Below are 17,408 nucleotides of genomic sequence, written 5' to 3'. Positions count from 1 at the left end.
AATGGCATTCGAAAAAGAATCGATTCTCGCTGGCCGCCGAGCACTTTTTACTTCCGTACGGAGCTACAGATCACTTCCAGCTTAAAGCGATTAGTTTTGAGTAGCAGGTGTTGAAGACCGTTTAGCGCTTTCCGCCCGCCGTAGACATGCGGTGCTGTTTTCCTGAAGAAAGTCGAGTCCTATACTCGAACCCGGCTCGACTTCGGTCGATGAAAAAATACGGAAGGAGACGGCAATGAACAATCCGGTGATCGAAGTCGAGACAGCGCCAACTTCTGAGGTCAGCCTTGATGACAAGTATCGAAAGGAGCGGGGCTACGCGTACATGAGCGGCTCGCATGCGCTCATTCGCGTGATGATCAATCAGCGCATTCGCGACAATGACGCCGGACTGAGTACTGCCGGATTCGTTTCCGGCTATCGCGGCTCGCCGTTGGCGGGCTTCGACACCGCACTCTGGTCAGCCGAAGCTGTGCTCAAGCAGCATCAGATCAAGTTCCTTCCCGCTATCAACGAAGATCTCGCGGCGACCGCGGTGTGGGGCACCCAGCAACTAGCGCTCTTTCCGCAGGAGTCCACGGTCGAGGGTGTCTTTTCGATGTGGTACGGCAAAGGGCCGGGCGTAGATCGCAGCGGCGACGCCTTGAAGCATGGCAACGGTGCCGGCACATCGGCTCTCGGCGGTGTGCTGGTTGCGGCAGCGGACGATCACACTGCCAAGTCATCCACTTTTGGACATCAGAGCGAACAGGCATTGATTGCTGCGTTCATTCCGGTTCTCTATCCGGCGAGTGTGCAGGACTATCTCGACTTTGGTGTGCTCGGCATCGCAATGGGGCGATATTCTGGACTGTGGGTCGGATTGAAATGTGTGTCCGACGTGATCGAAACGTCCGCCGTTGCCGACGTCGATCCTCATCGCATCGACATTCGGTTGCCCGACAAAGAATTTGCCGCCGACGATGATCTTCACATCCGTTCGCCCGATGTATGGGCCGAACAGGAGCCGCGAATCGTACGCAAAAGGCTGCCTGCGGCGTTGGCGTTCTGCCGGGCGAATCGTCTCAATTCCATTCGGATCAAAGGGCCGAAATCGAAGCTGGGGATCGTGTGCGCCGGCAAGGCATACAACGACGTCATGGAGGCGCTCAGGTTACTGGGATTGAGTGACGACGATATCGAGAGAAATGGCCTGGCTGTGCTAAAAATCGGCATGGTGTGGCCTCTGGAGCCGACGATTCTCCGGGACTTCGCGGCAGGCCTCGATGAACTTCTTGTCGTCGAGGAAAAGCGTCCGATCATCGAACAGCAAATCAAGGACGAGCTCTATTCCGATGCATTGAATGGGCTTCCGCTGGTTCGCGTCTCCGGTAAGGGCAGTGGAGCGAGTGGTGGCGAATGGAATCGCTCTGGCGAAGCCTGCCTGTTGAGAAGCGACTATGAGTTGACGCCCGTGGAAGTTGCCAGCGCGATCGTCGCCCGGTTGCGAGCGCAAGCGGGCTGGACGGAAACGCGGAAGCGGGAGATCGAGGCGCGCTTAGCTGCGCTCGAGGCCGTTGGACGGGTACAGGCTGTCGCGGGCGCTATCAGAAAGCCTTTTTTCTGTTCCGGTTGTCCGCACAATACTTCTACTCGCGTCCCAGAGGGATCGCGTGCAACGGCTGGTATCGGCTGCCACTACATGGCGAGCTCGATGGACCGTCGTACCGAGTCGTACACGCATATGGGCGGTGAAGGTGTTCCTTGGGTCGCCCAGGCGCAGTTCTCTACGCGCAAACATATCTTCGCGAACATTGGCGACGGAACTTACTTCCATTCGGGTTCGCTCGCAATTCGTCAGGCGGTCGCGGCGCATGTATCGATGACCTTCAAGATACTCTATAACGACGCTGCTGCGATGACAGGCGGTCAGCCGGTCGATGGCGAATTAACCGTCGACGGCATCACGCGCCAGGTTGCCGCAGAGGGCGTGCGACGAATTGCCGTGGTCAGCGACGATATCGAACAATATCGCATACGTGGCACCACATTCGCGGCGGGGACCACCGTTCACGACCGTGCAGAACTCGACGCCGTGCAGCGCAACCTTCGTGATTACGAAGGGGTGTCAGTGCTCGTCTACGATCAAACCTGCGCTAGCGAGAAGAGGCGTCGCCGGAAGAAAGGCACTTATCCCGATCCGGCGAAGCGCGTTGCGATCAATAGCGAAGTTTGCGAAGGCTGCGGTGATTGCTCTGTCCAAAGCAATTGCCTCTCGGTCGAGCCGCTCGACACGCCGTTAGGGCGAAAGCGCCAGATCAATCAGTCGAGCTGTAATAAAGACTTCTCATGCGTGCAAGGTTTCTGCCCGAGTTTCGTCTCAGTCGAGGGTGGGGAGCTTCGATCGAGCCAAACGAAGAAATCGCCTGAAGCCACGATGGCAGACTGGCCTGAACTACCATATCCCGCTTCACCGCCAATGACCGACACCGTGGACATTTTGATCAACGGTGTCGGCGGAACAGGCGTCGTGACGATCGGCAATCTGCTCGGTATGGCGGCGCACCTGGAAGGACGTGGATGTACCGTTCTCGACATGGCAGGCCTCGCTCAGAAAGGTGGCGCTGTGTGGAGTCACGTGCGACTAGCATCGAAGCGGGAGCCCATGTACGCGTCGCGAATTCCATCGGGCTCAGCGGATGTCATCATTGGCTGCGATCTTGTCGTGACGGCGGCGCCCGACACGCTCTCGAGAATAAGAAAAGGCAAAACGCGCGTCGTTATCAATGGACAGACTTCCCCCACCTCAGCGTTTGTCGCCAACCGCGATTGGCAATTGCCTGAGGCGGAACTGAAATCGCATGTGGAGTCAGTGTGCGGTGACGACTTCGTCGACTGGGTCGACGCGCAGGATATTGCCAGACGACATTTGGGAGACACAGTATTTTCCAACGCGATCATGCTGGGTTTCGTGTGGCAGCAGGGTTTGATCCCATTGGCTCGCGAGTCGATAGAGCGCGCGATCGAACTCAACGGTCAAGCCGTCAAGAAGAACAAGCTGGCATTGCAGATCGGACGCTGGCTCGCGGTCAATCCTGCCCGCTTTGCCGCCGGTCAGGAAGTCGAATCGGTGATTGTCTGGCGCCAGAAGAAAAAGGTCGTGCTGGACGAACTGATCCAGTCGAGAGTGTCGTTGCTCGCTGCATATCAAAGCGAACGCTATGCGCGCGAGTATGAGACCTTTGTCAGTGAGATTGCGGCGCAAGTCGGATCGCACGGCAAGCGAGAGGCCTTTATCTTGGCTGTTGCCGAGGGCCTGTATAAGCTGATGGCCTATAAAGACGAGTATGAGGTAGCACGGTTGTACTCGTTGCCCGGATTCAAAAAATCCCTTGAAAACCAGTTCGAGGGAGACTTCAAGATTCGCTACTACCTTGCTCCGCCGTTGCTATCGCGCAAGAACGAGAAGGGCGAACTCATCAAGAAAGAGTTTGGGCCTTGGATCGGCCACGTTTTTCCATTGCTGGCACGACTGAAGATCTTGCGGGGAACACCATTCGACCCGTTCGGCCACACCGCGGAAAGGAGACAGGAGCGCGCGCTGGTCCGTGAGTACCGCTTGTGGATTAGAACCGCGCTAACGCATCTCGCCGATAAGCCGGACGTGTGCATCGAATTGGCAAAGCTTCCCGACTCGATTCGCGGTTACGGGCAAGTCAAAGAAAGAGCGATTGATGAAGCGATGGCAAAGCGGGATACGTTGTTGGCCGCTTTGTCGGCTCCTGCGCATCAATGGCGAGCGTCCGCATGAATAAACCAGGAGGAGGAAACGAATGAACCAGCATGTTTCCGTGCAGTGGCTCGACGGTGTCATGTCCATTAGCTTGAACCGACCTGAGAAGCGCAATGCGTTGGACGAGTCAATGTTCAGCGCGCTGGCCGACGCATTCGTCCAGGCCCGGTCCGACGACCGTGTTGCCTCCGTGCTGATCAAAGGAACGTCTGACTGTTTTTGTGCTGGGCATGATATCGGAGCTTTCGCGACGCTTTGGCCTCAGCCCGAAAATGGCGCGATCATACGGTGTATAACGGCGCTTCTCGGGCTCGATAAGCCGTTCACCGCGGCCGTGCGCGGTGCTGCGGTAGGGTTTGGCGCGACCTTGCTTCTGAGTGCCGACTACGTCGTCGCATCCCATTCCGCGACATTCTGTTTTCCCTTCGCTCGGCTAGGTATCGTCCCCGAGGCTGGCGCGAGCGCACTGCTTGCGCGACGGGTGGGAGATCTTCGTGCGCGCGACTGGCTTATGTCCGCGAGAGTGATCGGTGCAGAGGAAGCACTTTCAGCAGGATTTATATCGCGGCTGGCGGACTCTTCCGAGGTCGACGTCCTGGCGCAGGAATACGCCGCAGAAATCGCGGACAAACAGCCTCACGTCATGCGGCAAATACGGCGACTGATTGATGACGGTGCGCATCGGAGCGCAAAACAGGCAGCGTCGTTCGAACTCGAGGCGCTGAACGTTCTGATTCCAGAAGCGGCCAATCGTGTTCGCTATTCCGGTAAGCAATCTGGAGAGGTCGAATGAATAATGTCCTGATCGTCCATGCTCACCCGGAGCCGAAATCTTTCTGCACGGCCCTGGCTCACGCGGCTATCGAAGAGTTCGAAGGCCGGTCTTGCTCGGTGACGCTATCTGACCTCTATGCACAACGTTTCAATCCGGTCGCTTCAGCGAACGACTTCGAGTCGCGATCCGATCCCGACTACCTGGTCTACTCGCTGGAACAGCGCCACGGGCTGAAACAGGGCACTTTGAATGCCGAGATCGTGCGCGAAGTGGACCGGGTTCTCGCGGCCGATACAGTGGTATTCGTTTTCCCCGTCTACTGGTTCTCGACGCCGGCCATACTGAAAGGCTGGATCGACCGGGTGTTCCTATCCGGTGCGTTTTATGGCGGAAAGCGAATCTATGAGCGCGGCAGCATGGTTGGAAAGAGGGCGGTGACTGCGATTACACTGGGCGGCCGCGATCATATGTTCGGTCCACGCGCATTGCACGGCGAACTCGTGCGCGGCATGATGCGTCACTTCTTCCAAGGCACCCTTGGATATGTAGGATTCGATGTCGTCGAGCCGTTTGTGGGTTACCACGTTCCATATTGCCCGGACGCCGAGCGGGACCGCATCATGTCGGACTGGAGAGCGTATATCGCCACGCTCGATCAGCAGCCGCTTATGAAGATGCCCGATCTCTCGAAGTTCGATGATGTATTTCGTCCTTTGGAATGATGAGGTTTGCAAAGAAAGCGCTGAGTAGAGTTCGGCACGAATCAGTTCAAAAATCGCATTGGGCTATTTAAAGTCCGGGAAACGCAGTGCCTTACGCTGCGAGCCTTTTGCTCGTGGAATTTTCGCGGACTGAATCCGCGTGGCAGGGTCGGCTCGTTGAGAGAGGCTCCTTGAGGCATGTCGACCCACTTGGCGATGCCGGTAAACACTCGTTCGAGGTCGTCCGAGCGACCGTCGCACACCTGCTCATGAACGGCATGGCGCACGAGGTCGTTCTATTCGGCTGAATGCACGCCCCGGGGCCGCCTCCTCAGCGCACCTTCGCGCCGGACGTCTGCCCGAACGACGGATGCCTGCGCCGCACGTAGTACCACGCGACGATCGCGAGCGCCGTCGATACCGCGAACCAGAACTGGAAGCGCGATTCCGGGTTGAATGCCTGCGACCCGAGTACGGCGACCAGCGCAAGCAGCGCGACCCAGTTCGACACTGGATAAAACCACGCACGGAACGCAGCCGGGTCGCATTGCTCGTGCTTCGTCTGCCGGCGCATCGCGAAGTGCGCGACGATAATGAAGATCCACACGATCATGACGAACGCGCCGCTACTCTTCGCGAGCATCAGGAACAGGTCGCCGCCGCTCAGGAAGTGAATGCCGAGGATCGACACGCAAACCGCAAGGCACAGCACGAGCGCGTTCATCGGCACGCCTTTCGCGTTAGTGCGGCCGAACATCGCGGGCGCATGGCCGCGCTGGCTCAGCGAGAACAGCATGCGCGAATTGGAGAACAGGAACGAGTTCATCACCGACATGAACGACACGAAGAGTACGATCTTCATCGCAACGGCCGCGCCGGTGAAGCCCGCCATACTGAACAGCGAGACATACGGCGATTTCAGATTGGCCTTGTCGGTCCAAGGCATACACAGGATCAGGATCGACACCGAGCCGACGTAGAACACCATCACGCGTAAGATCACGCTCTTGATGGCGCGGACCACGTTCTTGCCCGGGTTCTCGGATTCACCTGCGGCCACTGCCGCGATTTCGCTGCCACCAAGCGAGAAGATCACGACCATCACGCCGGAGATCACGGGCGAAATGCCGTTGGGCATGAAGCCACCGTGGTCAGTCAGGTTCAGGAGCCCCGGCGCGGGGATGCCCGGCTGGAGGCCGAACAGGATCGACGCGCCGAGCACCATGAACACGATGATCGTTGCGACCTTCGCGAACGACAGCCAGTATTCGGCTTCGCCGAACGCGCGCACTGAATACGCGTTGGTCGCCATCAGCGCGATCAGCATGAACAGCGCGCCAGCCGGGACCGGTAGCCATGGCAGGAAGTCGTGGAGGATCGCGCCGAGCAGGATCGCCTCCACGGTGATCGTAATCATCGACTTGAACCAGTAAAGCCAGCCGACCGCGAAGCCGGCCCATTCGCCGAGATAGCTGTTCGCATACGTGGAGAACGAGCCGCTGTCAGGATTGCGGGACGCCATTTCGCCGAGCATGAACATGACCAGCGTCACCATCACGCCCCCGATCAGGTACGACAGAATCGCCGCGGGTCCGGCGGTTGCAATAATGGAGCCGGAGCCGACGAACAGGCCTGCGCCGATGACGCCGCCTAGCGCGATCATCGTGATGTGTCGTTGCTTGAGGCTCTTTTTTAATGAGTAATCCTGCATGTCTACCTCCACAGTGGATCTGGATTATTGGTGAAACGTGTTTGCACCTTGTCTTTTTGTGCTAGCGGGCCGAGATAGGCCGGATGTTAACGAGCGACGACGTGTGGGCGGAGATCCGCTTCACCGCATCAAACCTTCCTTTCCGGTTTCTTTACGACCCGGAGGATTGGACCGATGATGTGCCCGCTGCCAGTGCTGCTTCATACGCACGCTTCAGCCGCCTTGCGCCTTCCTGAATCTCCTCAACGCCGGGAGCAGCGAATGAAAGACGCAGTGATGCTGCGTCCAGCTTATCGGCGAAAAACGCCTTACCTGGGACGAAGATGACCTTATTTTCGATTGCGTGCGAGAGGAGTTCCGATGAATCGATACCTTCGATTCGCGCCCACACGAACATCCCGCCTTCGGGCTGATGAAACTGAATGGCATCGTCCAGTTGCCAGCGCAGTTCGTTGCACAGCGCGTCACACTTGCGTCGATACATCGTGGTGATGCGCGGCAGATGGCGCTCCAAAGCGCCGTCCGCCAGATACTCCGCCGCGATCGCCTGGGTCCATGGAGCGCTACACAGGTCCACCGTTTGCTTCGCGATGACGCAACGTCGCGTGATTTCAGTCGGCGCAATCGACCAGCCCACTCTCAGTCCCGGCGCGACAATCTTTGAGAGGCTTGCAAAATGAACCACCCAGTCGCGCGAACCCTCGACTTCCGCCGTCAACGCAAGAATTGATGGGACGGTGTCTCCCGAAAAACGCAGATCGCCGTATGGGTCGTCTTCAACGATAACGAACCGGTACTTGACAGCAAGCTTGAGCAACGCGATGCGTCGTTCTCGCGTGATGGTCGCGCCGGTCGGGTTCGCGAAAGTTGGCACCGTGTACAGCAGCTTCGGTCGCGGCACTGCTCCCGATTCAAGAAGCGCAGCGAGGTTGTCTACATCGAGGCCATGGCCATCTACTTGCGCCGTAACGATCTTGGCTTGTTGAAGCTTCAGAGCCTGCAACGTCGCGGGATAAGCTGGTTGTTCGGTGAGTACGACATCGCCTGGTGCGACGAGAACGCGCAACAGTAGATCCAGTCCTTGCTGGGAACCCGTCGTCACGAGCAGTTCGCCCGGACCGCAGGTTACGCCGCGACGGGCCATCAGATTTACCAGCTCACTCTTTAGCTCAGGCAGTCCGTCCGTCGGTCCGTACTGCAGACAGCGGTTCGAATTCCGGTAAGCGCGCTTTTGGGCAGATGCCAAACCGTCGACGTCAAAAAGATCGCTAGCTGGATAACCGCCTGCGAATGAAATCATCCCGGGTTCGGCAAGATACTTGAACAGCTCACGAATCGGTGAACCGGACGGGTCTTGAAAAGGGGCTGTAAACTCGTACATATCGTCGTTGGCTCGTCGCCGGTCAATTGCAGCATTTCCGCGTAGCAGGCATTGGACCGAATAATCCGATCGCAAGCGCTGTTGCTACGGCCCGATATCTATGCACGATGTAATGCGCTTCTATTACGCTCGTGTGCGCCTTGGCTCAAAAGATCCAGAGCCACGTCGACGATCATGTCTTCCTGTCCGCCAACCATCTTGCGCCGGCCGAGTTCCACGAGGATATCGACTGTTTTTAAACCATACTTGCTTGCAGCAAGTTCGGCGTGCCGCAGAAAGCTGGAGTACACGCCGGCATAGCCGAGCGCCAGCGTCTCCCGGTCAACGCGCACTGGACGATCTTGCAACGGACGCACCAGATCGTCGGCCGCGTCCATCAGGCGGTACAGGTCGCAGCCGTGATTCCAGCCCAGACGTTGCGCTGCGGCGATAAACACTTCAAGCGGTGCGTTTCCTGCGCCTGCACCCATCCCGGCAAGACTCGCGTCGATGCGATCGCAACCTTCTTCGACGGCGACCAGCGAGTTCGCGACGCCAAGGCTCAGGTTATGGTGTGCGTGCATACCGGTCTGGGTCTGCGGGTCCAATATGTCCTTGAAAGCGCGGAAACGGTCTCGGATGTCCGCCATGCCAAGTGCGCCGCCCGAATCCACGACATAGACGCAGGTCGCGCCGTAGCGCTCCATCAGCTTCGCCTGCATCGCAAGTTTCTGCGGCGTGGTCATGTGGCTCATCATCAGGAATCCGACGGAATCCATGCCGAGTTCGCGAGCAAATTCGAGATGTTGGCGGGACACGTCGGCTTCGGTGCAGTGCGTGGCGATGCGCACGACGCGTGCGCCTGCATCGTATGCGTTGCGAAGATCATGGATGGTGCCAATGCCGGGAATCAGCAGCGTCGCTATCTTCGCGGTTTTGACGCTTTCCGCCGCTGCAGCAATCCATTCGACATCACTGTGCGCACCAAAACCGTAGTTGAAACTCGACCCTTCGATGCCATCGCCGTGCGCGACCTCAATGCTGTCGACACCGGCCTCATCAAGCGCCCTCGCGATTGCCCGGACGTTGGCAATGCTGTACTGATGACGTACTGCGTGGCTGCCATCACGCAACGTTACGTCGGAGATATAGAGTTTCTTGTCGAGCGATGTCATTGAATAGGCTCCTTCTGGCCTCGGACCACGCCTGCGGCAAGGCGTCGGCGCGCCATCATGTCGCCGCACGCGAGCGCGGCCGACGTCATGATGTCGAGATTGCCCGCGTACGAGGGCAGGTAATGGGCGGCGCCTTCTACTTCAAGGAATACCGACGTCTTCAACCCGTGCTTTGCACCGAGACCCGGCACGTTCAGCGGCTTTTCCGGCGAGACGATGTCGAACTGAATCTTCTGTTTCAGGCGATAACCGGGAACATAAGCCTGCACGCTGGCAATCATCTGTGCGACGCTGTCCTCAACCGCGTTCACGTCTACCAGATCGGACAATACAAACACCGTGTCGCGCATGATCAATGGCGGCTCCGCTGGATTGAGCACGATGATTGCCTTGCCGCGAGTTGCCCCACCCAGCGTCTCGATTGCGCTACGCGTGGTCTCAGTGAATTCGTCGATGTTTGCCCGCGTGCCCGGCCCCGCAGATCTGCTCGAGATAGAGGCGACGATTTCCGCGTAGTGGACCTTCGCGACACGCGACACGGCTGCAACAATCGGAATCGTCGCCTGACCGCCGCACGTGACCATGTTCATGTTGGACGCATTTTCGGCCTCGAGATTGACTGCCGGAATCACATATGGACCAACCGCAGCCGGTGTCAGATCGATAACCTGCACGCCGTGTTTTTGCAGCACATCGTTGTGATGCTTGTGCGCACTGGCCGATGTGGCGTCGAAAACGATATCGATGTTCTTGAACACATCGAGTTTCAGCAGCCCGTCGATCCCCTCCGCTGTCGTCGCCACGCCCATCCGTTCAGCGCGCGCGAGCCCATCGGATTTCGGGTCTACACCCACCATCGCAGCCATTTCGAGGTGCTGGCTGTTGCGCATCACCTTTATCATCAGGTCGGTCCCGATGTTGCCGGGACCGATGATCGCAACTTTTACCTTTTCGTTCATATCCACTCCGAGATTTGGGGTCACGCCGCGACGTGAAATCCAACACTGCCGAGCTGCTCCATATCGACTGACGTGTACTGCCCTAGCTTGATCCACTCCGCCGGCGTAGCACCGCCCGCCATGACAATCCATCCGGCCTGAAGGGGCTCGCCAGCCTCCGCTGATAAACGGGCGGCGGCTACGAGCGAACGTAAAGGATGACCCAGCAGCGCTGCGGTGGATCCTACCTGGACGACCCGCCCGTCGATGCTTACTGTCAGCCCGAGGTTAGAAAAGTCGATCTTCGGATCGCACCAGGCGCCGATAACAAAACCGCTAGAGGACGCGTTGTCGGCAATCACTTCTGGCAGCGAGAACTTGAAATCCTTGTAGCGCGAATCGATGATCTCGATTGCCGGAGCGATCGCTTCCACCGCCGCGAGGGCTTGAGGTCCCGTGACATTCCCTTCGAGCGGCCGCTTCAGTATGAAAGCGATTTCCGGTTCGCAGCGGGCATGAATGAAGCGCGAAAGATCAATCGCTGTCCCTTCCTCGATCTGCATTGCATCGGTCAGTCGTCCCCAGATAACATCGGACAGGCCCATCTGGACCATCTTGGCCCGGCTGGTAAAACCCATCTTCACACCGACGCGGCGTTCACCGCGGTCGAGTCGACGGCGGATCGATTCGGCTTGAATACGGTATGCCTCATCAAGTGACAGACGGCCCTCGCGATCGAACCGCGTGACCTCCGTTGCGTTTAGCGCCGCATCGTCGAGCAGCTTGGCGAGTTCTGCAATGTTGCTCATGAGCGCACCTCGTTTTTTGATAGCGGTTCGAATACGGCACGCACGGACCCCAGTCCGTGGATGCGAGTTTCGAACACGTCTCCGGGAACGACGGGGACCATGGGTCCGAGGGCGCCTGACAGCACCAGGTCTCCGGCTTTCAAGGGTTGGCCTAGCGATGCCATCGTCCGGGCCAGCCAGACAACCGCATTGACAGGATTTCCCAGACAGGCGGCTCCTGCGCCGACCGATACTGGTTCGCCGCGTCGCTCCATCACCATGCCGCACAAGCGCAGGTCAAATTGAGACAATTTGCGTGGGATGGTGCCGAGCACATACGCCGACGAGGACGCGTTATCCGCAATCGTGTCGGTGATGCGAATATTCCAGTCCGCTATCCGGCTGCCGACAATCTCCAGCGCAGGCAGCGCGTACTCGATAGCGTTGAGCACGTCGACCTGAGTGGGGTTCTCCATTGTCATGTCACGTCCAATGACAAATGCGACTTCGGATTCGACCTTGGGCTGCGTGAGTATCGATGATGGAATCGGCTCTCCATCGCCATACCCCATATCGTCGAAGAGCATGCCGAAGTCGGGCTGGTCCACACCGAGCTGCCTCTGCACGGCGACCGATGTGAGGCCGATTTTGCATCCGACGACGCGGCGGCCTTCGGCCAGTCGACGCTCGGTGTTCACTCGCTGGATCGCGTATGCGTCGTCGATACTCAGTTGATCGTGCGTTTCGCGCAACGGCGCGAGGTATTTGCCGCTGCGCTGAGCAGTTGCAAGCGCAGCAGCTGCTTCCTCGATAAGGAGGGGCGTCATTTGCCGTTCTCCAGAGCGGGGGTGCCGAGTTCGTCCTTGGTACGCTCGCCTATTGCCCAGTGTGTCGAGGGCACCTCGTTTGCAAAGACTCGAATGCTGTCCAGGGGCACGCCGAGGGTTTCGTGCACGGTGCGGGCGATTGCCTTAAGGCACGCTTTGACGGCTTGGGCGTCGCGGCCCTCGACGAGCGAGATGTGGATGATTGGCATGACTCGTTTCCTGACGTGATATGAGCGAGGTCATGATGTACGATGCAAGCCATGACGGTCCAATACCGTTTGGACCCATATTGATACCGAATGGGTATCGGAGCCTGCGCAGTACGTGGAGGAAACATGGACCTGAAGCAGATGCGCTATTTCATGGCGCTGGCAGAGGAGGCGAACTTCGGACGGGCGGCGGAACGTCTGCACATGGCGCAACCACCGCTCACACGTAACATCCGTGCACTCGAACAGGAACTAGGTACGCAACTGTTCGTCCGAACCACGAAGGGCGCCGAGCTGACCGAGGCGGGGCGCGCGTTGATGGAAGAGGTGCCCAACATCCTGGCTCTTGCGCGGCGTGCGCAGGAACAGACTCAATTAGCTGGCCAGGGCTACCTGGGACGGCTCGACGTCGGCATTTTCAGTTCGGGGATTCTGAACGTCATTCCCCGGCTGCTCGCCGCGTTTCATACCGAACGGCCCGAGGTCAAAATTGGTTTGCACAATATGTCCAAGGCTGAGCAGATCAGTGCGCTGCGTGAGCGGCGCATCACGATCGGTTTCAATCGTCTCGTGCCCGACGAACCCGATATCGCGGTTGATTGGGTTCTAAGAGAACCGTTTCTGGTTGCGCTGTACGAAGGACATCGGCTGTGTGCGAAGAAGTCGGTGACGCTGCGGGATCTCGACAACGAGCGAATGATTCTTTATCCGAACGCGCCTGTGCATGGCCTCGCGCAGGAAGTGGCCGCTGCGTTTCGCGCCGAGAATGTGCAACTGCGTGTTGAGCAGGAAGTCGAGGACGTGGTGACGTGCATCGCATTGGTTGCGAGCCGTTTCGGCATTTGCGTGACCACGGAATCGGCAGTCAATCTTCGGCTGCCGGGCGTTGTGTACCGCCCGCTCAGATCGACACAGTTGCGGGAAATCGAGTTGTCCTGTCTTTATCGTCGTGGGGACAACTCCCCGATCCTGCAAGCCTTTTTAAAGTTGATACGGACTTCGCGAATCCACCGCGTTCGTGCCCAGCTTTGAGCGGCGGCCGCGAGTGATGCCGGGAGGTCGGGCAAGCGTCCGGTCGGCAGGGCAATACCTCGACGAAGCACGATCATCCGCAAGTTTGCCCAAGTCTATCCAGCATCGAGACTGGGGAAAGGAACTGCATCTCCGCGTGAGTCCGTCCGATGGTTCAGGATGCAAGCGGCCTTCGAAAGTACGGGGTTTCGACGGACCGCTTGAGCTCGTCAACCGGCAGTCGTGTCGGCGACTGTTGGCCCTGGTGACGCAGTAAGCGTGTCGCTGCCCGCATGACAAAGCGCAGCTGGCGCAAGGTCCGTTCAGCGACCGGTCGCGCCCTTCCACGCGCACGGCACGCGGTGAAAGTTGCGGTCGAAATAGATCAGGCTGTCACCGTCGCTGCGCACTCTGATCTCAGTCGTCTCCACGAACAGCACCGCATGCGAGCCGACATCCTTCGCTTCGACAATTCTTCCCTGCAAGCTCGCGAGCGCGCCGCGCAACACGGGCACGCCGTTGAGTCCTTCATACCACTCCGGCAGCTCGTCAATCGCCTCCGCACTGCGGCCGCTGCGTGATCGGGGGTTTTTCGCCTGACAGGGCGACGGCTGAATAGCCGGGCCGCATGCGCTCGTGCTGCTACGTCCTGTCAGACGTTCCAGTCAGCCGTCGCTTCGCCTGTCATTTCCGAGGCGGTCGGTCCGTGCGTTTAAATCTCGAGCCGGAGAGCAAGCTGACCAACAGTGCAGGGAACCTCACAGCAAGACGCGCAGGCAATCATGGACTCCGTAACGCCGCGCCTCAGCGGGACTTGCTGGAGTCGATGCCGAGGAAGGGAAACGCGGGTGCGCGTTGAAAGTCCTTGGAGACTTCGCCGCCGAATGTATTGCGCTGATCCTTGCCGAGGTCGAGACGTTTGACAGGCGCGCCGGCGGAGAAGTCGACCTTCTTGAGATCGACCCAGAAAGTACTCGGGGTGAGGGCCGATTCGAAGAAGTAAAGCATGCGTTTGTGATCCGCGACGGTGCGCCAACGTGTGGACGATATATTCGGCTCGCCGGGGGTAGTGATCCCGAACGGCACCGACGCGTTACGGATCACGCTAAAAACGCTGGCAAGTGCAATGGCAGGGTCTTCACTCTTAGGGATGGCGTTGACGTAGAACGAGGCGCGCGCGAACCGGTCAGCAGAGCGATTGGTGCCAGGCAGCCAGACGGTGCCTCCGATCTGTTTCCAGTATTCGTTCAGTGCAAGCTGCTCGTCGAAGGTCGGCGAGTTGGTCATCACCTGATACTGCCGACCATGATGGATGATCTGCTTACCGCCGATGTACTCGACGATGGCGCTGTCGCCAGTCGCGTCCGACATCGCGAGGTGCAGTGTGGTGAGGCGCTGTTCTCCGGGGACGTTGTCGGTGACGATTGTGAACGGCTCTTTCTCAAGCGCAGCTACGGCTTCCGAGACGGTCGCAAAGTTGTCCAGCACGTACTGCGCCCATGCGGCGATAGTGAGTCCCGGTTTCGAGTTTTTGTCGAAGGGAGGATATTGCGACTCGACAAGCCAGAGCAGTTGAGCGGCTAGCCCCTTTTCGTTCATGCCGTCGGTGGTGGAGACGTCATAACCGGTAGCCACGACGCTACCGTATTTTGCCGTCCATTTAAGAGAGTTCGGACCGGATTCACCGGTGCGGGCGATGCCACGCGGCAGGATGTAGAGATTGGTGGCGACGTCGAGCTTCCAGTCCATCGATCGGGCGGTGATAACGTCGTCGTTGTCGCCGAGATAGACGACGCGCGTGCAGGCTAGCGATGCAGCCGGATCGACAAGGAGGGTCGCTGCTGCGGCGAAACACGTCACAACTGCGGAAAAAGGGCGGCGCATGGCACTTCCTCACGCTGTGTTGGGAACTAATGCAGTTGTCGACGGGGCCGCTGCAGTCACCCGAACCAATCGCCTTATGCTTTATTCGCCAATCACCTCACGCACCGAAACCCCGCATAGACATACTGATAGTGCGGTTGAAACCAGTTTCGGAATGTCGGTCGTAACATGCACTGTGCGGTGCGCGCCGATCCGCCCTTCAGCACGTAATGCTTGCCGTCGAAGAAGTTGGCCGAATAACCCAGATAGAACGGAAACGGTTCGAACCCCGGCAATCCGTCGAACAAAGTGGAAGTCCACTCCCAGCCGTTGCCGTACTGGCCTTCAACGCCGAACTCGCTGACATTGTCCGGATAAGCGTCGACCGGACGCGGATCCCAACTGCGAAAGTCGAAGTTGCCGGAGCCCGCATGCGGCGCACCGTGTGCCGCGCGCTGCCATTGCGCTTCTGTCGGCAGCGCCTTCCCCGCCCAGCGCGCGTAGGCGTTCGCTTCCGCGTGGCTCACGTATGCCGGCCAGTCGGATGGAAGCGGTACTTCGTCGAACATGGTACGCAGCATCCATTCGCCACGTTCGCCGCTCGCCTCGCGTCGCGACCAGCACGCGGGATGCTCTATGCGCTCGGCTTCCTTCCAGGCCCAGTCTTCTTCCGTCCACCATTTCCGCTCGCGATAACCGCCGGCTTCGATGAACTCGCAAAACGCGGCGTTCGTGACCATATAGCGGTCGATCTCGAACGCAGGCACGTCCACGTGCAATTCACCGAACTCGTTGTCCCAGCCGAAGCGGCCGCTGTCGCGCGGCATGCCGATCACAGCCGGACCGGCGGGCACGCTGACCATCGGCGACAGGCTGTTCGCGCGCCCCGGACCGTGCACGACAGGCTCGCGCAAATCCGTCACCTTCTGCTCGATCGGCAATTGGTGAAGCATGTAGGCAAGCGTCTCGGCATGCATCAATCGATGCTCGATGGCCACGTTGAGCAATTGCCCGGACGCCTCGACTCGCGCGGAATCGGTAAGCGCCTGCAGTTCGCGGTCGATCTGTCGACGGGCGTTCAAACCGTATTGCCGCACGGTATCAAGCGAAGGCCAGTCGCCAGGCTGATCGGTCGGAAAACCGCCGTCTACGGGGTCGATACCGAATGCGAAAAGCTGATCGAGTTGCTCATCGAACGCGGGCAGATCGAACAGGCGCTTGTCGAACAGATTACGATCGAAAGCTTCGAGGTGTCCGATATAGAACACAATCCGGTGCCGTTCACGGATCGGTCTCTCGTACAGGAACTCAGGCTTGACGATGGAAAAGAGGGCGTCGGTAACTTGACGCGCGTCGCTCAAACGTTGAACGAGCGGATGATGTGGACCGGGGTCGCGGTTCATTTCGCCGGGTCTCCTTGCGGGGGGACGGACTAAACAAAGACTGTACCCGCTTGCAGATGCCATGCCAAGGCACGAACTCCACCGGAAAATCGTGGCAAACGACGCGGCCGCGCGGTCCGCGCCCTCGCGCCGAGCCTAAACCTGGCGCAATCCGTCCAGATCGACGATCCTAATGTGCTTGCCTTGCGTGTCGATCAGGCCGCGCTTTTGAAATCTTGACAGGGTGCGGCTCACGGTTTCGAGCGTCATGCCGAGGTAGCTGCCCATGTCTTCGCGGGTCATTCGCAGGTTGAACTCTGCCGACGAATAACCGCGTTGAGCGTTGCGCTCCGACACGTCGAGCAGAAAGGCCGCGACTCGTTCGTCCGCTGAAAGCGAGCCGAGCACCATCATCTGGGCTGCTTCGCGCACGATCTGCTCGCCCAACAGTTTGTGCAGGCGTTCCTGCATCGAGCCGATTTCGCGGCACAGTGACTTCAGCGCCGTGTAGGGAACGATGCACACCGTGCTGTCTTCGAGCGCCAGCGCGCTGCATGCGTGCCGGTCGTCGCTGATGCCGTCGAGGCCGAGCGCCTCGCCCGCAAGTCGCAATCCGGTGACCTGTTCGCGCCCGTCCCGATGCGCCATGACGGTTTTCATCGAGCCGGAACGCACCGCATAGATGTTGTCGAAACTGTCGCCGCTGCGGTACAGCGTGTCCCCGCGATGCACCGACCGCGCGGAGCAGATCAGCGTTTCGAGCTTGGACAACTCGTCGGGTGCCAACCCTTGTGGCATGCATAGCTGGCGCATCGCACAGCTGGAGCAGCGCGCGGCGCTGCGGGTGCCGGTGCGTCCAGCGGCCCGCGACGTGGCGCGGCGGCTGCGCTGCTGCG

General features: G+C 59.1%; 14 protein-coding genes and 1 pseudogene. 4 read left to right on the top strand and 11 right to left on the bottom strand.

What is annotated here, in order from left to right; all coding sequences use genetic code 11:
* Positions 1-235: 235 nt before the first annotated feature.
* From SB753_RS05555 to SB753_RS05545, 3 genes are read left to right on the top strand one after another with little or no spacing between them, the layout of a single operon-like run.
* On the top strand, positions 236-3,790 hold the full coding sequence (locus SB753_RS05555; RefSeq protein ID WP_410799372.1) for an indolepyruvate ferredoxin oxidoreductase family protein: 3,555 nt from the start codon (positions 236-238) through the stop codon (positions 3,788-3,790).
* Between the two features lie 22 nt (positions 3,791-3,812).
* Positions 3,813-4,565, top strand: coding sequence for an enoyl-CoA hydratase/isomerase family protein (locus SB753_RS05550; RefSeq protein ID WP_410799370.1), 753 nt, complete (start codon positions 3,813-3,815; stop codon positions 4,563-4,565).
* Positions 4,562-5,269 carry an NAD(P)H-dependent oxidoreductase gene (locus SB753_RS05545; protein WP_408424218.1) on the top strand — a complete coding sequence of 236 codons (708 nt, stop codon included), beginning with the start codon at positions 4,562-4,564 and terminating at the stop codon, positions 5,267-5,269. Before SB753_RS05550 ends, SB753_RS05545 begins: the two co-directional genes overlap by 4 nt.
* A gap of 310 nt (positions 5,270-5,579) precedes the next feature.
* Here SB753_RS05545 and SB753_RS05540 read toward each other — a convergent pair whose 3' ends face one another.
* The 7 genes from SB753_RS05540 to SB753_RS05510 form a co-directional block, all read right to left on the bottom strand.
* Complete coding sequence (locus SB753_RS05540) at positions 5,580-6,959, bottom strand: amino acid permease (protein ID WP_410799368.1); 1,380 nt, start codon at positions 6,957-6,959, stop codon at positions 5,580-5,582.
* 151 nt (positions 6,960-7,110) lie between these two features.
* Positions 7,111-8,340: a PLP-dependent aminotransferase family protein gene (locus tag SB753_RS05535; protein WP_410799628.1), complete on the bottom strand. Its 1,230-nt coding sequence runs from the start codon at positions 8,338-8,340 to the stop codon at positions 7,111-7,113.
* A gap of 98 nt (positions 8,341-8,438) precedes the next feature.
* Positions 8,439-9,494 carry a 4-hydroxy-2-oxovalerate aldolase gene (gene dmpG / locus SB753_RS05530; RefSeq protein WP_410799366.1) on the bottom strand — a complete coding sequence of 352 codons (1,056 nt, stop codon included), beginning with the start codon at positions 9,492-9,494 and terminating at the stop codon, positions 8,439-8,441.
* Positions 9,491-10,453, bottom strand: coding sequence for an acetaldehyde dehydrogenase (acetylating) (locus tag SB753_RS05525; RefSeq protein WP_410799365.1), 963 nt, complete (start codon positions 10,451-10,453; stop codon positions 9,491-9,493). Before SB753_RS05525 ends, dmpG begins: the two co-directional genes overlap by 4 nt.
* Before the next feature lie 20 nt (positions 10,454-10,473).
* Positions 10,474-11,241, bottom strand: a complete 768-nt coding sequence (locus SB753_RS05520) for a 2-keto-4-pentenoate hydratase (protein ID WP_204521912.1) — start codon at positions 11,239-11,241, stop codon at positions 10,474-10,476.
* Positions 11,238-12,047: a 2-keto-4-pentenoate hydratase gene (locus SB753_RS05515; protein ID WP_410799363.1), complete on the bottom strand. Its 810-nt coding sequence runs from the start codon at positions 12,045-12,047 to the stop codon at positions 11,238-11,240. The genes SB753_RS05520 and SB753_RS05515 overlap by 4 nt, the downstream gene beginning before the upstream one ends.
* A complete protein-coding gene (locus SB753_RS05510; protein ID WP_087751942.1) occupies positions 12,044-12,256 on the bottom strand; it encodes a tautomerase family protein in 213 nt (70 codons plus the stop codon). The genes SB753_RS05515 and SB753_RS05510 overlap by 4 nt, the downstream gene beginning before the upstream one ends.
* Positions 12,257-12,382: 126 nt before the next feature.
* Here SB753_RS05510 and SB753_RS05505 point away from each other — a divergent pair, with 126 nt between their 5' ends.
* Entirely contained in the window at positions 12,383-13,288 is a 906-nt protein-coding gene (locus SB753_RS05505; protein WP_410799361.1) for a LysR substrate-binding domain-containing protein, read from the top strand.
* 302 nt (positions 13,289-13,590) lie between these two features.
* Here the strand turns inward: SB753_RS05505 and SB753_RS05500 are convergent.
* From SB753_RS05500 to SB753_RS05485, 4 genes and pseudogenes are all read right to left on the bottom strand, one after another.
* Positions 13,591-13,815, bottom strand: a pseudogene (locus tag SB753_RS05500) (flavin reductase); the annotation flags it as partial.
* A gap of 256 nt (positions 13,816-14,071) precedes the next feature.
* Entirely contained in the window at positions 14,072-15,151 is a 1,080-nt protein-coding gene (locus SB753_RS05495; RefSeq protein ID WP_410799360.1) for a linear amide C-N hydrolase, read from the bottom strand.
* A gap of 92 nt (positions 15,152-15,243) precedes the next feature.
* A complete protein-coding gene (locus SB753_RS05490) occupies positions 15,244-16,533 on the bottom strand; it encodes an SUMF1/EgtB/PvdO family nonheme iron enzyme (protein ID WP_410799358.1) in 1,290 nt (429 codons plus the stop codon).
* A 135-nt stretch (positions 16,534-16,668) separates the two neighbouring features.
* Positions 16,669-17,325 (bottom strand): helix-turn-helix domain-containing protein, encoded by a 657-nt coding sequence (locus SB753_RS05485; protein WP_027804412.1) that lies wholly within the window; start codon positions 17,323-17,325, stop codon positions 16,669-16,671.
* Positions 17,326-17,408 lie beyond the last annotated feature (83 nt).

This window comes from Paraburkholderia sp. SIMBA_053 (assembly GCF_046534895.1).
GTDB lineage: Bacteria > Pseudomonadota > Gammaproteobacteria > Burkholderiales > Burkholderiaceae > Paraburkholderia > Paraburkholderia caledonica.
This window is presented reverse-complemented; position numbering and strand designations above follow the sequence as displayed.

Bases quoted from the DNA above. Each gene is read 5' to 3' on its own strand.
- SB753_RS05555 (WP_410799372.1), top strand. From the start codon at position 236: ATGAACAATCCGGTGATCGAAGTCGAGACAGCGCCAACTTCTGAGGTC.
- SB753_RS05550 (WP_410799370.1), top strand. From the start codon at position 3,813: ATGAACCAGCATGTTTCCGTGCAGTGGCTCGACGGTGTCATGTCCATT.
- SB753_RS05545 (WP_408424218.1), top strand. From the start codon at position 4,562: ATGAATAATGTCCTGATCGTCCATGCTCACCCGGAGCCGAAATCTTTC.
- SB753_RS05540 (WP_410799368.1), bottom strand. From the start codon at position 6,959: ATGCAGGATTACTCATTAAAAAAGAGCCTCAAGCAACGACACATCACG.
- SB753_RS05535 (WP_410799628.1), bottom strand. From the start codon at position 8,340: ATGTACGAGTTTACAGCCCCTTTTCAAGACCCGTCCGGTTCACCGATT.
- dmpG (WP_410799366.1), bottom strand. From the start codon at position 9,494: ATGACATCGCTCGACAAGAAACTCTATATCTCCGACGTAACGTTGCGT.
- SB753_RS05525 (WP_410799365.1), bottom strand. From the start codon at position 10,453: ATGAACGAAAAGGTAAAAGTTGCGATCATCGGTCCCGGCAACATCGGG.
- SB753_RS05520 (WP_204521912.1), bottom strand. From the start codon at position 11,241: ATGAGCAACATTGCAGAACTCGCCAAGCTGCTCGACGATGCGGCGCTA.
- SB753_RS05515 (WP_410799363.1), bottom strand. From the start codon at position 12,047: ATGACGCCCCTCCTTATCGAGGAAGCAGCTGCTGCGCTTGCAACTGCT.
- SB753_RS05510 (WP_087751942.1), bottom strand. From the start codon at position 12,256: ATGCCAATCATCCACATCTCGCTCGTCGAGGGCCGCGACGCCCAAGCC.
- SB753_RS05505 (WP_410799361.1), top strand. From the start codon at position 12,383: ATGGACCTGAAGCAGATGCGCTATTTCATGGCGCTGGCAGAGGAGGCG.
- SB753_RS05495 (WP_410799360.1), bottom strand. From the start codon at position 15,151: ATGCGCCGCCCTTTTTCCGCAGTTGTGACGTGTTTCGCCGCAGCAGCG.
- SB753_RS05490 (WP_410799358.1), bottom strand. From the start codon at position 16,533: ATGAACCGCGACCCCGGTCCACATCATCCGCTCGTTCAACGTTTGAGC.
- SB753_RS05485 (WP_027804412.1), bottom strand. From the start codon at position 17,325: ATGCGCCAGCTATGCATGCCACAAGGGTTGGCACCCGACGAGTTGTCC.